At 38.4% G+C, this 15,805-nt stretch carries 6 protein-coding genes and 1 pseudogene; 1 reads left to right on the forward strand and 6 read right to left on the reverse strand.

Features of this window, described 5'->3' with window-relative positions:
• Positions 1–422 precede the first annotated feature (422 nt).
• Together ACIQX2_RS03185 and ACIQX2_RS03190 are read right to left on the reverse strand one after the other, a co-directional pair.
• Positions 423–4,925 carry an endonuclease gene (locus ACIQX2_RS03185; protein WP_402846876.1) on the reverse strand — a complete coding sequence of 1,501 codons (4,503 nt, stop codon included), beginning with the start codon at positions 4,923–4,925 and terminating at the stop codon, positions 423–425.
• 22 nt (positions 4,926–4,947) lie between these two features.
• Positions 4,948–6,906, reverse strand: a complete 1,959-nt coding sequence (locus ACIQX2_RS03190; protein ID WP_402846878.1) for a bifunctional metallophosphatase/5'-nucleotidase — start codon at positions 6,904–6,906, stop codon at positions 4,948–4,950.
• A 583-nt stretch (positions 6,907–7,489) separates the two neighbouring features.
• On the opposite strand from ACIQX2_RS03190, the pseudogene ACIQX2_RS03195 reads away from it, so the two are divergent.
• Positions 7,490–8,094: pseudogene (locus tag ACIQX2_RS03195) on the forward strand (DUF6904 family protein).
• 273 nt (positions 8,095–8,367) lie between these two features.
• Here ACIQX2_RS03195 and ACIQX2_RS03200 read toward each other — a convergent pair.
• From ACIQX2_RS03200 to ACIQX2_RS03215, 4 genes are all read right to left on the reverse strand, one after another.
• Positions 8,368–8,835, reverse strand: coding sequence for a competence protein ComK (locus ACIQX2_RS03200; RefSeq protein ID WP_402846880.1), 468 nt, complete (start codon positions 8,833–8,835; stop codon positions 8,368–8,370).
• Between the two features lie 164 nt (positions 8,836–8,999).
• On the reverse strand, positions 9,000–9,482 hold the full coding sequence (locus tag ACIQX2_RS03205) for a sigma-70 family RNA polymerase sigma factor (RefSeq protein WP_402846882.1): 483 nt from the start codon (positions 9,480–9,482) through the stop codon (positions 9,000–9,002).
• A gap of 665 nt (positions 9,483–10,147) precedes the next feature.
• Positions 10,148–12,877 carry a phosphodiester glycosidase family protein gene (locus tag ACIQX2_RS03210; RefSeq protein ID WP_402846884.1) on the reverse strand — a complete coding sequence of 910 codons (2,730 nt, stop codon included), beginning with the start codon at positions 12,875–12,877 and terminating at the stop codon, positions 10,148–10,150.
• Positions 12,878–13,282: 405 nt separating this feature from the next.
• Positions 13,283–15,640 carry a bifunctional 2',3'-cyclic-nucleotide 2'-phosphodiesterase/3'-nucleotidase gene (locus tag ACIQX2_RS03215; protein WP_402846886.1) on the reverse strand — a complete coding sequence of 786 codons (2,358 nt, stop codon included), beginning with the start codon at positions 15,638–15,640 and terminating at the stop codon, positions 13,283–13,285.
• Positions 15,641–15,805: the final 165 nt, after the last annotated feature.

Here is a 15,805-nt window from a genome sequence, read left to right on the forward strand (position 1 = left end):
GTTCCTCGGTTGGTTACTCTCGCTCGACGTGATTTATTCTCGGAACGGAGTTTATTCCGAATTAAAAACCCTCCATTCGTCCAAAGTGACGGATGGAGGGTTTCAAATTTCATATATTCTGGAATTGCAGTAAATTGTCAGAATAGTGTAGAATTGTTTCTATCACAGGGACGCTTCGATAATAACGCTCTCTACCACATAAATACTTATATCTACCACATAAAGATCTATATCCACCACTAATAATCTGTTAACTGCCACATAAAACAATATAACCGACACATAAAGTTTTATAACCACCACATACATTCTATTTACACTTTATTCAACCCCAAAATTTTACATGCGACATGTATTATTAAAAATAAAACTCTCCATTCGTCCACATGGACAGATGGAGAGTTGTAATTATGTTACTTGAATTATGAAGCTTTTTGGAATTCAGAAGAACCCACTTGTTGCCAAATTAGGTTTACCCACTCCGGATGGTCGATGAATGGATTGCGGTTGCCTTGCCATTTTTGAATCGTGTTATTGCGGTTGCGTTCGAATTCATCGACTGGGTCTTGCTCGTGCCATTTTAGTAGTGTCGAAAGCTTGCCGTGGTATGGTGCGCTTCCATTACCTAGTTTTTCGTTTAGTTCTAGGTCTACTTTATCTCCTTGTTCGTAGCGGGTTGCCATGTAAAATAAAATCCGTGCCACATCACCCTTTACACGATCTGGTGCTTCGAAAGAATTAGATGTTTTTTTACATCCATTACATCCACTAATAGCGGAGCCACCGTTATCAAAATCTAAGTTTCCTCTAGCGCTATTTACTTGTACGTCAGTAGGTCTAAGATGGTGAATATCTGTTCCGGGTCCTTTAGTTGTGCCGAAGTCTCCATGGGATTTTGCCCATGTGTGCTCTCGGTTCCACTGTCCTACGTTTCCACCATTAGCAGTTTTAGAGCGCGAAACTCCCGAGTAAAACAAGATGACGTTGTTTTTATTGTTCGGATCCTCATCGGTTTCTCGTAATGCTTCCCATACTTGGTCATAAGAAAGCTGCGTATGCTCGTCAATTATTTCATGTAGGGCTGCTTTTAACGCTTGCCCCTCTTTACCAAAAGCGTCTTTATAATAGTCATCGGATGGCGTGCTCTCAGCAGTTACAAGTACGCTAAAGCTTGTTGTTACACTTTTTTCACCATCTGTAGCGGTAACTCCTACAATATGACTCCCTTCTGAAAGTGTTAGTTTTAACGTAGCCCCTTCGATCGTCCCTAAAGTGGAAGAAAACGATAGCGATTGTTTCTCAGGGTCTGCGAAATGATTTGTTAATAGAATGGAAAGGCTGTCTCCAGTTTTAACTGTTTGGCTTGGAATATTTTTTATTACGATTGGCGCTTGGTTTTCACCTGGTAAGGTAGGAGCCGCAATGGGCTCCCCCTTTGAATTGAAGAATTTTATGTTTTTGCTATCTGCACCGTTAATAAATTCATATTCCTGAATATTTTCGGCACCTCTTATTTCTTTCACATTCGGACCATCAATAATCACTTTTTGAACATTTGTCCCTTTGAAATCCATAATTGCGCCAGCATTTTCTGGTTTAATCGTTACAGTTTGCTCTGCAAAACCGTCTCCATGGAATTCTGCATAATCACTTGTTAATAAAATGCCTTCCGTGATTTCTGAAGCATCGTCAAGTGTAATAGAAACGCTAGGTTTACTAATAGTTAGTTTTTTTGTTTGTAGATTTTTGATATTGTAAAACTTTTCAGCGGTAATCGGTGTAACCACTTCATCTGCCAATAGATCAATTTGTACCATTACCGGATCATGGTCACTTGCACGGCCTGCCATATCGGTAAAGTCTGCATTGATATGAAGAATGTCTATTTTCGTTTTATTTTCTAAATTCTTCGTTACTAAAATATGATCTAGCACTTGCGAGTTCCCTTGGTATAGGTAAGTGTAACGATCGGATGTTTCCACTTTGTTAATCATATTTGTCATATGCTCACCTTCATGAATTAAAAGGGCATCGGCAAATTGATAATCGTTAAAGTCACCTAGTGATACAACATTCGCAGCTGGGTTTTTCGTTTTAATATCTACAACAAAGTCAGAAACAATTTTCGCAATTTGTTTACGTTGGACTTCACTGTCGTATTTTGGTGGTTGAATGGATCCAAATAGTGGTGTATCACCAGTTTTAGAGTTCCAGTGATTCGCAATAACAATGACGCTTTCACCTTGGAAATCAAATTGTGCCGCTAAAGGTTTACGACTACTGTTAAATGCACTATTTGTTGGATCGATTCTACCTGGGTTAAGTGTTAACTTGCCATCTTGGTAACCAACAGCAGCAGTTGCATTTCCAGCAGTAATACCCTCTGTCAATTTCACTCGCTCTGGATTATAAAGGAATCCAACACGTATATTTGCATTTGGTGCACCGCCGTCTTTGTTCACTTCAGGGTCAATATTTACATACTTATAGGTTGGTCCACCAGCAGCAGTAATTGCAGCGATCAGTCTGCTATAGCTTTGATCTGCCTTGGAATCTCCAGTGCCTTCTCCATTATTATCTTGGACTTCTGTGACACCAACAATATCAGGACTCTGCATATCCGTAGCAATTGCTCTTGCTAATTTACGTGCTTTGTCGTCTGTAGTAGATGTTTTGTTATTCGAGAAGTTTTCTAAATTATAGGATGCAATTGTTAGTTTATCTTCTGCTTTTTCAATGGTTGTTTTTTCTGGTGTTGCAGCTCCTTTTGTATGAGCAGCTTTCATTTCATCTAAAGAAACATAGATTTTAAAGTTTTGGAATGAATAGCCTACCACTCCCATAATCGGTCCTTTAAATTTATCGCCAGTTGCTACTTCGAACTCACGACCTAATCCATTTGGTTCTAAACGGAATTGTACGCGATTAGGGTTTTGATTATCCTTTTCATATAAAACTCCGCCATGAAGGGAGTTCGTTGGAGCACTTTCCAAAACGGTAATCAAATCGCCATGCTCTTGAGGCGCTACCGCCTTCACATTTCCAACTTGCACACGCATGCCTTCGATACTTTCCCAGAAATCGATTGCATCCACTGTTGGGTTGAACACGGTAAGATTGTCGCTATCAATTTTTGCTAGAGACATTTTAGTTTCATCAATGATGATTGGAGCTGGTAAAGTTACGCCTCTTTTAAGGACCGTCACTTTTCCACCTTGGTCATTTCGAACATTGATTTGCGTAGTTTTCAAGTCAGTTTCTTGACGATCCGAATAGCCGTCATATGCAAATTCACTAACTCGACCGGTAACCGATACTAAATCCCCTACTTGAACCGGCCATGTATTTGTTCCGCTATAAAGCAAAATAGCTTCAGAAGTATTTGGATTCGCGTCCGCTAACTCATCTGGTGTTTGGATATGATAATACGTTGCACCATTTAACAAGAATGAGTAAGTAACAACTCCTTGAATTCCTTCGACTGTTTTATTTTCAAAAGAAGTGAAGTGTCCTGCTCCTTGAATATCGTGAATTTGCAGACTATCCGTAATTGTATAGTCGAATGTCTTTACTTCACTGAAAGTTCCATCTTGTGTTTTAACAACTGCTTTAAGTGTTGAATTTTTTGCGATGTTAATTGGAGATACATATTTTACACCAAACTCTATTGGATCTTTTCCATCCACTGTGTAAAAAATCTCTGAATTTGCCGTAGTTGTGGATAATGTAACTGTTGTACTTCCAACAAAAGTTCCACTCCCCGGGTTTGCTATAACAGGTTGTATAATGGAGCTATCTTCAACGATATCTGAAACAGAGCGGGGGATAATTTGATAATCCGCATCAAACTGTTGAACAATACCAGTAATAGATTCATACGTTTTCCCTACAGCTAATCCTAGTGAACTGTTTTCATCACGAACGATAAACTGCGTTTTTCCATCTGTCGCTGTATAGTTTCCTGCATTTACTGCGGTTAATGTAATTTGCTTTGCTTGGACAAGAAGGGATTCATTGTTTTCATTTACTTCTGCTCCTGTGACAACTTTAGGAGTTGGAGGACCCACATTTTCTGCTTTGCTAACTATTGTGGTTGCGTCTAATTGAAGCAGTCCTCGGAATTCTGCTAACTTACCAGTAAGTGTTACTTCATCTCCTATGGAAGCAGGTAGACTTGCGGGACGGATAGCAATTCCGCCTGTTGCATCTTGGACAGAAACGGTATTTTTCAAGTTGGCAGCAACGATTGCTTTTATCGTCACGGTTTCACCAATAGCCTTCGAGCGTGCATCTGCAATGGACACACTTACTGGCGTTTCTTCTGGTGGTGTAGTTCCACCATCCATCGTATGAGTGCCAAGATTGGAAGCATCGTCTTTAGCTAATTTTGTCCAATCAGCCGCATTGAAGACGTCACTTGTATTCGAATCTCCCGTTACAATATTACTGTTACGTACGAGCGTAACATCCGATCCAAACAGCGCTCTTGACCCTATTTGCCCAATCGAATCAATGACAGTGCCAGTTTTCTTCAGAACGACTGGGTCATCACCATTAAAATTTATGACGGTACTATTCGCAAGGTTTCCCTTGCTTTTTATATCAGCATTCGCATCGTTATGATAAAGTACGTACGTCTTTCCATTTTCCAATGTGCCTGTCAAACTTAATTTAGTGGTAGGTGCAGTTACGCCATTTGCATAAAGCTCAAGAGAGTATGCACTTAAATTCACATCAGCACCGGTTCCATTGTAAAGTTCAATCGCCTTATTAAAGCTGCTACCTTCTATATATTCTGAAATGATTAAATCAGATGCATTTGTTGCGGCTACTGCTCTCGTTGGCAATGCGGGAAATACTAAACTAGCTACTAAACTGGCAGATAAGAAAGCATTTATGGACCTTTTCCAATTCCTTTTACGCATCTATACAATTCTCCTTTGTGTGTTAAAGAATAGTTTCTCCATCAACAATGATTCCATCAAGGTCTACATTTTCCACGTTTAGTCCTGAAAGGTCTAAGTTGCCGCTAACTATAATATTAGAAAGTGACAAATTATTAGAGGTACCTGTTAACGTTAGATTACCTTTAATAATGGCATTTCCAAGGGAGCTTAGATCTGTAACCGAAACTGTCACGTCGCCGTTATAGATTTTTGGGACTTCAACCGTTCCTGAAAAATCCTTTGCATCAATATCTCCACCTGGATATTCATTGTCTGGCTTTTCATCCTTTACATCAACGATGCGCCCTTCGACTTGCGGGTCAACTTGACCAAGACTTACTAAGTGATCACGGAAGTTTTCCCAATCGGATAAACCTAAATCTGTTACTCTACCGTTCTCGTATGCTTTTTTCAGTACATCATAGCCATCTCCACCTTTAGCAGTAAAGGCATTCGTTGCAATGGTGTATGTGCTGTCGTCTTTGAGATCTGTGTAAGTTCCATCTGCATTTTTGTAATGGACGGAAACTACACGTTGTCCAACCGGCTTCGTGGAGTCATAGCGAACTTTTGCTCCTGACACATGTAGGAATCCACCGTTTTCTTTCGGAAATTCTTTCAAGCTGATTTCAAATGCTGCCTTTATTTCAGCTCCTGTAAGTTTCATCGTTGCTAATGTATTCCCAAAAGGCAGGACAGTGATTACTTCACCAACTGTAATTGGTCCTTGATTAATCGCAGCTCTGATTCCTCCACCATTTTGGAAAGCCATAATTACATCTTTGTTGTATTCTCTTGCTTTTTTAAGCATGCCATCCGCAATCAGATTCCCAAGTGGGGTTTCATTGCTTCGAACACTAGAACCACCAGTACTAGATCGCGGGTTTTCTAAAGCCTTTACCGCATTAGCTCCGGTAAGCTCATTTTTCAAATCATTAATTTTTGATGAATATTTTACTAACAGCTCTTTTGCCTTAGCATCATCAACTTGAGCGTTAACATTTATTAATTCGCCAGCGTGTTCAATTACTTTTCCGCTTTTATCGAACTCGACATCCAATGTTCCTAAAAACTCACTATATTGATAAGCTTGTACGATAACCGTCGGATCTTTCGCTTTTCCTGTTAAATCTTTATCTACAACAACTGGTTTTTCTAGTTTAGTATGACTATGTCCGCCAACAATTACGTCAATGCCACTTACTTTTGCGGCTAACTGCAAGTCATTGTCATAAGCAGGATTATCATCATAGCCTAGATGTGTTACAGCAATTACTTTGTTTATTCCTTGCTTCTCGAACTCGTCTACCATTTTTTGAGCAGCTTTCACATAATCATTAAATGTCACTTTTCCAGGGCTTGAAATATCCTTGGTTTCTGCAGTTGTTAATCCAAACAGCCCTACTTTCTCTCCGTTTATAACTTTAATAATACCACTATAAATTTGACTGCTTTTGGGGTTATTTTGTATTTTCACACTAAATAATCCTTTTAAATGCTCATCCTGTGAAAAATCAGCATTCGCACTTACAAGCGGAAAATTAGCTTTTTTCACAAAGTCTGCTAATGCTTTATGCCCTTCAGCACTAGAGCCCAAATCAAACTCATGATTACCAAAAGTCATTAAATCATAATTCATCAAATTCATGAATTCTACATCGGCTTGTCCCTTGAATTCATTGAAGTATAAAGTTCCCGAGAACACATCCCCAGCATCGACTAATAATGCGTTTGGATTTGCTTTTCGATAGTCTTTTACTGCAGTAACACGCTTGGCCACATTATCTAATTGGGCATGTGTGTCATTTGTATGCATGATAGATAAATTGAAGGTTTTACCAGAGTTTCCTCCCTTATTATTGCCATTTGAATTATTGGCAAAACTGACACTCCCAGAGGCTAGTAATGATAAGGTAAGAACGGAAACTACAACGGACTTTTTGACTCTATTCTTTTTCATAAATTCCCTCCTATTTAATTTGCTGTTCGCTTATCTTATTTAATAAGTTTCGAAAATATGAATATAAATTCCCATCCTTCCACAGTTTTAATAGTGAAACAATTCCATTGTAGCAAAGCGGAATTGTAAAGAGTGTTTATTTTTTGTAAAATTCTCAAAATTGAAACTTTAAACTCATGAGGTAGTACTTTGTTTCTATTTATATTGTTAAATTATTTCTGTGTATTAAGGCATAGCTCTTAAAAGAATGATGATACAATTCTTTCGTGCTGTTTACTCGTTCTTATTTGGTGAAAACTCTCTGCCGATACTGTGGTTACTCTCGGATAGTCGGTTATTACTCTCGGGGCTAGGTTGATTACTCTTGGATATTTAGTGATTACTCTCGGTGCTAGGTTTGTTACTCTCGCTCAGCTTGGATTTACTATCGGAACGGGAGTTTATTCCATTTTTATTTACAAAAATCGTTTGTTGAATGATTGAATTGTAGAATAGTGTTGGAATAGTGTAGTATTGTTTCAAACACATATAGTAAAGGAGGAGGCCATTGATACAAGTGCAAAATACGCCAAACCTTGCTGGCGTGACTACTAGTGGGGATTATCATGATTTTGAAGAGTTGTACGATGCTCTCCATCTAATTGTAGGAAAGGAAATGGAATATACAAATTACGATGCAGTTCGGTTGCGGGTACTAGGTGTTTGTTATGATATTCGACATGCCATGATAGGAGACCGAGGTGCCCAACATGTTCCGAATGGTCTTGACCGCGAGCGAATGCTAAGACTTTCCATCGCTGGATCAGAGATGAATTTCTATTTGTCATTCGAAACATACTTGCCCGAGATGATTTTTGTTTGTTATGCACTGAATGACTTTATATCGCTGCATGAGAAAAAAATAAAACACATGCTTGGGTCGCAACAATTGCTACCGTCCGTAAATTCCAAGCTGCCGTTGCTACTTACTTAGAAGAAACGTTATCTGTTAATAAATTTGCTCAAATAAAAAAATACATCACTCCTCATAGAATCTGGGATACAAATAAATATGAAGAGTATGCAACACAATACTTAGATATGCACAACATCAAATTTATCCAAATGGATAAAACTAAACGAGAAAAGAATCTCACCATTTTTGCCAAAAGACTCGGTGAATTAGATCAACATTATCTCCGAGAATAGAAAGACATTCACGAGTTTGGACGTGAGTCGGGATTACACCCAGAAGAAATCCGTTATGCTAAAGAGTATCCTGAATTGATAGAATGGTAGTTTTAAAAAGCTGTTAGCTAGTTGCTGTTTCCTGTGTTACACACAACTCTGAAACTATTCAGAATCGTGTTGGAGTTGTGTGTAACACAGGGACGCAAAAAAATAACGCTCACCAGTCAAGTGGTGAGCGTTACTTATACAAGTGAGGGAGACAATTTTTTGTTTTCTTAAATGCCAATTACCCTACTTATTTCGATGATTCATACTATATATGTTTAACGAGGTGTGGAGTCTCTGGTGTTGTTTTAGTAGTACGTTCTTCGAAGTATGCACAGGAACTGAAATTCCGTTCATAAAATGAACGAGTGACTTTCCATTGTCCAGTTCATCCACATAAAAAGGATGATTGAATATCCATACACATTCTACACGCCTATAGGACATAGTTGGAAATGCACCTAAACCATTTGGTTCTATTAGAAGTGGAGTCTTTACCGAATAATTCATTAATTTTCTCGTTGCCTTCACTCGACCCTCGAATGTGGATGCAAATCGATTACATGCATCTTCCAACAACTCCAATGGACTCTCTTTTGCATAGTAAGTTCCATGGGTCGTCACGATTCGAGTTTTTACCTTATCTATAAAAACAGGTTCGAGCAATAATGTTTCCCTATCGATCAACTTTGAATTATTTTTACTATCCTTCATTGCATTTCCCCCTTTTCGCCCCCTCCCTATGTCTATCCTATCAAACTAGCATATAACTTACTAGTCAAAATATACTAAATATATACAATATTATAAAAATAATCCCTAATTACCTCTTTTAACTTTTCAATATTTAGTATTAAGTCCTATACCCGAAGAATTTCTTACTTATCCATACGATCTCTTAATTTTGCCAGTATCCTTTCCCGTCTCTTTTTAATACCTGGTATCGATATACCCACTCTAGTTGCTGCTTGCTGCAGCGAGATTCCCTCGACAAAAATCCACATTAAAAGCTCTCGCTCGTTTGGTTGCAAGGATTCAACTGCAATTTCTACATCCTCTCGAAGTAAACTTGTCTCCAGAGATTGTTCTAGCAAAAATGCCAGCTCGTCATCCTCTACAGGATCAACTTGCTCCTCCTGCCGCTTTTCTCGTTTTAATTCATCCAGCATTCCACCGTATATCGAACGGTATGCATAAGGTGCAAAATCTCCTCTTTCCTCGTCATACTTTACCAATGCCTTCCATAATGCGATTGCACCAGCTTGGCGATAAAGCTCATGATTTTTGTAAATACATAACTTTCGAATGCAGGCAGAAATCATCGGCTCAAACTGCTCCAATACTTCTTCAAAATTCGTCAATGCTCAGTTCCTTTAGAGTCATGCATGATTCGGTTATTCCTAGGTAGCCTAAGAATAATCAACTTATCATGCGAACACCAATGCCCCTTTAGGTAGGAATAGCGAGTCAAACGTGACGTTTGAGACTATAGAACAGTGAGTACTGTGAAGGAGTATTATTAAAACTTGTACAAATTAAAGTATATTTTTTGTTGGTAATTTTATTTAATCATTGTCTCACGAATCATCTTCTATAAATATTAATGAAAAGTATTCCTCATTTTAGGTTTTTCAAATCTAAATACTCTTCTCTATTAAATTATATATTAGGTAATTTAGTTTTTAATAAATTATACAAGTTCGATAAATAGTTTACCCATTCTCGATTATCAAGACCTAGATTCAACAAATCAGAGATCAGAGGCTACTAAAGTATTTTATAGGTTATTAGAAAACCTTTAATACAATTATCCTTAGTAGAAAATTAGGCAATGTGTTTTATGTGAGAAATGAACTTTTAAAAAAACACCAAAACATTATCGTTTAATTGAATTAACTATAATCATGCTAGTTAATAGAAAAAGGTAGAGATCCACTAGCGCTCACCATTCTTTTCCATACAACAAAAAAACTCGAATAGTACTCCTATATCAGGAGAGTCTATTCGAGTTTCATATTCTATCAAACTATTTATTTAAGGTTCTATACAAGAATACAGAGAAGTCTACTCTTGTGATGTACTGAGCTGGTCCAAATTTGCCAGATCCGATACCTTGCGTGATGTCGTTTTTAGCTAAAGAGTTAATAGCGTCGTAAGCAAAGCTTCCTTTAGTATCCGAGAAGTAGTTAGTGTCGCTCAGTGGCAATTTGAATCCACGTTGTAGAATCGCTGCCATTTCTGCACGCGTTAACTTGCCGCTTGGGTCAAACTTCGCTCCACCATCTTTCCCTTTGATTATGCCTGCGTTTGCTACTGCTGCTACTTCCTCGTAGAAGTTAATACCTGCTGGCATGTCGCTGAATCCAGGATCTTGGACATTTGTAGTAGGTAGATCCAGTGCACGAGCAAGTAGGATTGCTCCTTGTAAACGAGTTAGTTCTTGATAAGGACCAAATTTACCATCTTGATATCCTCCAATTACTCCTTTGTTTACTAAGTCTGCAATTTCTTTTTCTGCTCGGAATGTTAATCCTGTGTCTTTGAATAGTGCTTCTTTATATGAATCTGTGTAAATAGCTTTTACATCGTCGATTAAAATTGTTCCAGCTGTTTTCGTTGTTCCTGCTGGCTGTGCGATATAAATTTGGTCGAGTTTAACAGGTGCTGTTACTCCTGCAGGAATGTCTGCAGTAACGAAGTTCCATCCTTTCCACTTCAGACCGTTTTCTTCTGTGAAATTGATTGTATGCTCCGTTCCTTTTCCATCTACAATTTTACCACGGACCCAAGAATTACTTGCATCTCCATATAGTCGCATGCCAATTTGTTTTGGAACGTCTCCTGTAGAGATAGATTTCGATGCATTAATGTATGCTGCAGAGGTTCCTGTTTTGTTCAAGAAATTGTATTGAACTTTTAATGCTCCTGAACCTTCATAAGGAATTTCTTTGCTGCTATTTTTTACAATGGACGCAGTTCCTTCTGCTGCTGATGCAGTCCAGTTCGTAATGCTATCTATTGAGTCCAGTTGTACGGTTGTCCCACTTACAGTAACAGGTATCGACACTGTTTTACCACCTAGAGTTGCTGTTACTGCTCCTTTTGCTTCCTTGTTTGTAGCTGTGAGTTGCCCGCTAGTAGAGATTGTACCAATCTCCCCTGTAACTCCCCATTTAATAAGAGAAGAGTCGAACACTATTTTACGGTTTTGCGCGTCATAAGCATTTATCGAGAAGGCTTTTGTAGAACTCATCCGAATTGTTGCACTTGCTTCAGATGGTTCAATTTTCGTTACACTATCTACTACTTCAAATGGTATCGCTTTTATTGCTGTACCGTATTTCACATCAATTGTACCTTTACCCGCTTTTGCTGCTGTGAAATTCAAGCCGCTTGGAGTTATTAAAGCTGATGAGATTGAAAAAGCTTTAGCATCCGTTGTTAATGGATTATAGTATTGGTCCATAACTTTGCCTGTTTTTACTGATCCTTTTGTTCCTTTTAAATAGACTCCAGCTTTAGAAAGTTCTGCTGTAATATACTGTGCATTTCCTTTTGGTGCAGTTGAAAGAGCATATAAAACAGTGGACACTGCTCTTTCTGTACCATCGGAAGGCTTGTTGAACAATGAAACGTTCGTGTCACCTGGCTTACGAACTGCCATCGCAGTCGATCCACCACCATCTAAGTTAAGTGCACGATAAGCTCCCATCGATTTAAGATATTGAGCGAATTCATTTAGACTCATACCAGTACTGTAGCCAGATTGGCGTCCATCTACTGTTACCATCCAAACTTTTGTACCTGTTTTATCAATTGCAATCGCTGTTCGCGGTGCACGTTCTCTTGCTTTACTAGAATTAGGATCCATTGATAGGCCGACATTTCCGTCTTTTACTAACATTGGTCCGGATGTCAGCATGAATGATGCATCCATCCACATTTGGTCGATTCCTGTATCGATCGTAACAGGGTCACCTATTTTCATTTGTTTCAAAGCTTCCATTGCTGTTCCGTGTGCTGAAAGTACAAAGCCGTCAGCTGGAATTTTCGTTACTTCGTCTGTGCCGTATGGTCGAATATGGGAAACTGTACCCGTCAATGTTTCTCCAAATTCCAAATCCACCGCTCCAGGTACCCCTGAAATTACTACTTCCATCCCAAAAGGATTTGTTTTAGTAGTTCCTCCAGGGAAGATTGGTGTAAATAAAATGGTGTTGTCGTTCGTGCGCTGTTTGTTTGTACTCGTAATTTCCGATGTTATTCCATTATGTGTGTACGTCAAATCTAAATTGTATGTATCTATTTTAGCTTTTCCGTTCGCATCGATACCAAATGCAAGTGGCTCGTTCACGTATTGATCTTCCCCAGATGCAATAATTCCTGCATTGACTAACTTATTACGATAAGAAATCAAATACATAGGAAGTAGGTCCCCACTGAAGAACGAGCCGTTTATAGCTCCTGCTACTTGTTGGCCTGGTCCAGTATAGGCATTGGCCTGAGCTGTTACTCTAGCTAATCTGTTTAATGGATTAGGTATACCAACATCGACTTTTGTATAGGGATCATTTAAATTAGTTGTTAATACTCGAATGGCCTGTGGGTTTTGAGAAACTGTTTCTTGCTTGTACTCATAGTCTACTCCCCCTGAAATCTTCTGCTGATCAACAACTGCAGCAGACGTGGTAAGTGGAAGTGCAAGCAATAGAATTGTGACTAGTAGTAGTTTTGTCGAATTAAGAATTTTTTGCATGTAATAAATGGTCCTCCTCTTCTAATCTAGTACCATTATAACTTGCTAATAGTTTCCATTCATCGAACATTCGACCCTTTTTTATGGAAATTTTAATTTTGTTAGGATGGGTTACGTAGGATTTTATGGCAAATAATTACTATATTATTGTAATAAAGGTCGATCTTTTATAAATAACTCTACTTTTGTGAATATAGCCCCTAAACGCTGGATGATAGCCCTAAATCATCTGGCATAGTCCATAAATTGATAATTATAGCCCATAACCGACATTTTTCTCGAAAAAAACCTTATATGTGGAGGACCTCTCTTAGATAGGCTTGATTTACTCTCGTACAGCTAGTTATCGATGAAAGTGTATCTAAAAACAGATCCCCCATTTCTAGGAGATCTGTTTTCGTTTGGTTATTTTAATGAGTACTTTCCGAAGCCGTCTGTTCCTGGGCCAACGTATTTAATCGAGCTATCCGCTGAAAGTACTTTTTGCGCGGATGGGGACGATTCGAATACGACATTTGCTGTTGCTGGAAGCGTGGAGAATTTCCAGTTTGCATCTGCAGATGGATCGATTGTTTTCTTTGCTAGAATGTAGTCGATTACTGCTTGTCTGTTTTCGTCTGGGAACATAATTACTTCTGTGTTATTGCGAACGCCTGGGAATTTCCCGTTTGCGCGATAGTTATTAGTAGCTACTAAAAATTCTTGTTTTGGATCGATTGCTTTGCCGTTGTATTTTAATTCTTTCACACGATTTGCATTTTCATTTACTAGATTTCCTTCTGCATCGTAGCGAGCTGGCTGAGTTACGTCAAATTCGTACGTTACTCCGTCGATTACGTCATAATTATACGAACGGAACTCTGTATTGATAAGCGATTGCTCTCCTGATGCGGTTGCGCTAATTTGGTTGTATTGTCCTGCTGACATTTCTAACCATTCTTTTACGTCCGCTCCAGTAACCTTCAGTGCTGCTAACGTATTATCATATAAATATAAATCTGCTACGTTTTTAATAGCAATTTCACCTTTAGGTACGAATGAATAGTACTCCGCATCACCACGTGTACCTGCCTTAAATGGTGCTCCTGCTGATAAAATTGGTAGGGATTCATTTGCAGTACCTTTTACTTTTTTCTCTAAGTACCATTTTTGAGCATCTGTTACGATTTGAATAGACGGATCATCTTGCACTTGTGAGAAGTAGCTATGAATATCTGCCGTTGTTGTTCCAACTGGATTGCGTACATACTCTAATGTTCCTTCATGTGCTTCTTTCACTGCTTTCACGATAGAAGGATCTACATCGCTAGCATCCTTTTTAATAGCACGTACTTCTGCTTTGGATTTTGCGACATTCCACTTCGAGCCTTTTTTCTCTAAAGTTAAGTCGATTACCCCTAAATGACTTCCGAATTTACCTGGCATTACAACCGGTACTCCATTTATCGTACCTTCCGCTGTATTTACACCTGGTAGATTCGTATACGCACCTGGGAACACTTGATGAGCATGACCTGTTACAATAGCATCTACCCCAGCCACTTTAGTTAATAAATACGTAACGTCCTCTTCGCCTTTCGTATGAATAGCATCTCCCATACCTGAGTGAGAAAGAACTACGATTACTTCTGCTCCTTGCGCTTTCATTTGCGGAATAACTGCTTTAACTGCATCCACAGAGTCGTCTACTGTCACTTTTCCCTCTAAAATTGATTTATCCCATTTCAAAATATCTGGAGGAACGATTCCAGTAACTCCTACTTTAAGAGACACTTCTTTGCCTTTAGAATCTTTTACTTTTTTCGTAATGATTGAGTATGGATTGTATTTATTTTTACCTATTTTTGCATCCTTCACGTTTGCATTTACGAATGGATAATCTGCATCATCTAATACTTCGTCTAAATAATCTAGTCCATAGTTGAACTCATGGTTTCCTAATGTCCCAGCGTCATAACCAAGAAGTTCCATTGTCGTAATCGAAGGATGTTCTTCTCCATCTACTAATTTATCAACCGTTACTTTATATGATCCCAGTGGAGTTCCTTGTATTAAATCTCCATTGTCGAACAATAAAGAATTACTATTCTCTTTGCGTGCATTTTTGATCAAAGTAGCTGTTTTAGCCAGACCAAGACTATTGGATTCTGCATCCTTATAATAGTCGTAGTTTACGATGTTCGTATGAATATCTGACGTGCCTAAAATGCGAAGTGCTACTGTAGAATTTGCCTTACTCGGATTATATTCCTTTAAGAAGCGATGCACGATGTTTTTCATTTCACCTGGAGTAACTAATTTAACAGGTTTGATCGTTTTGTCTGCAAAGCCAAGGAAAAAGCCCAAGCCTACTCCTTTAGAGACTTCAGGTAAAAGACTTCTACTAATATTTTTGTTGTCTTTGAATTTGTTTACATTTGCTTGTGGGAACGTTTTGTCTGTATCAACACCACGAACGGCAATAACAAATGCTTGTTCACGATTAAGTTTTTCGGAAGGTGCGAATGTTTTAGCTGACTTTCCTTTAACAAGTCCTAACTGTACTGCTTTTTCCACATAAGGTGCCAAATCTTTTGGTACATCCTTATACGTTAATGAACTTCCTGAGCCTAGCTCCACTCCCATTCCAGTAATGAGTGTTTTAATGTAGTCTCCTCTTGTTACGCCTGAGTCTTTACTAGCAGCTTCTCCATTGGAAACTCCACTCGTTGCTAACAAACTTAATGCAAGTGCAGATGCCGTGACTTTTTTCCAAACCGTCATTCTCAAATCCCCTTCAACTGTTAGAATTGTGAATCTATTAAATTATACAATATGATTGTTAAACTATGGTAAATAATTTATTAAACCTAAAAAACATTATTTTAAACCTATTTTTGAGTCTTGTAATGAAATTGAAATATTACTGTAAACTAATTAATGATTACT

Origin of the sequence: Psychrobacillus sp. NPDC096623, from assembly GCF_044762655.1 — a bacterium.
Taxonomy (GTDB): domain Bacteria; phylum Bacillota; class Bacilli; order Bacillales_A; family Planococcaceae; genus Psychrobacillus.

What these genes read in the sequence shown, in the direction of transcription:
- ACIQX2_RS03185 (WP_402846876.1), bottom strand. Translation starts at nt 4,925, where the DNA reads ATGCGTAAAAGGAATTGGAAAAGGTCCATAAATGCTTTCTTATCTGCC.
- ACIQX2_RS03190 (WP_402846878.1), bottom strand. Translation starts at nt 6,906, where the DNA reads ATGAAAAAGAATAGAGTCAAAAAGTCCGTTGTAGTTTCCGTTCTTACC.
- ACIQX2_RS03200 (WP_402846880.1), bottom strand. Translation starts at nt 8,835, where the DNA reads ATGAAGGATAGTAAAAATAATTCAAAGTTGATCGATAGGGAAACATTA.
- ACIQX2_RS03210 (WP_402846884.1), bottom strand. Translation starts at nt 12,877, where the DNA reads ATGCAAAAAATTCTTAATTCGACAAAACTACTACTAGTCACAATTCTA.
- ACIQX2_RS03215 (WP_402846886.1), bottom strand. Translation starts at nt 15,640, where the DNA reads ATGACGGTTTGGAAAAAAGTCACGGCATCTGCACTTGCATTAAGTTTG.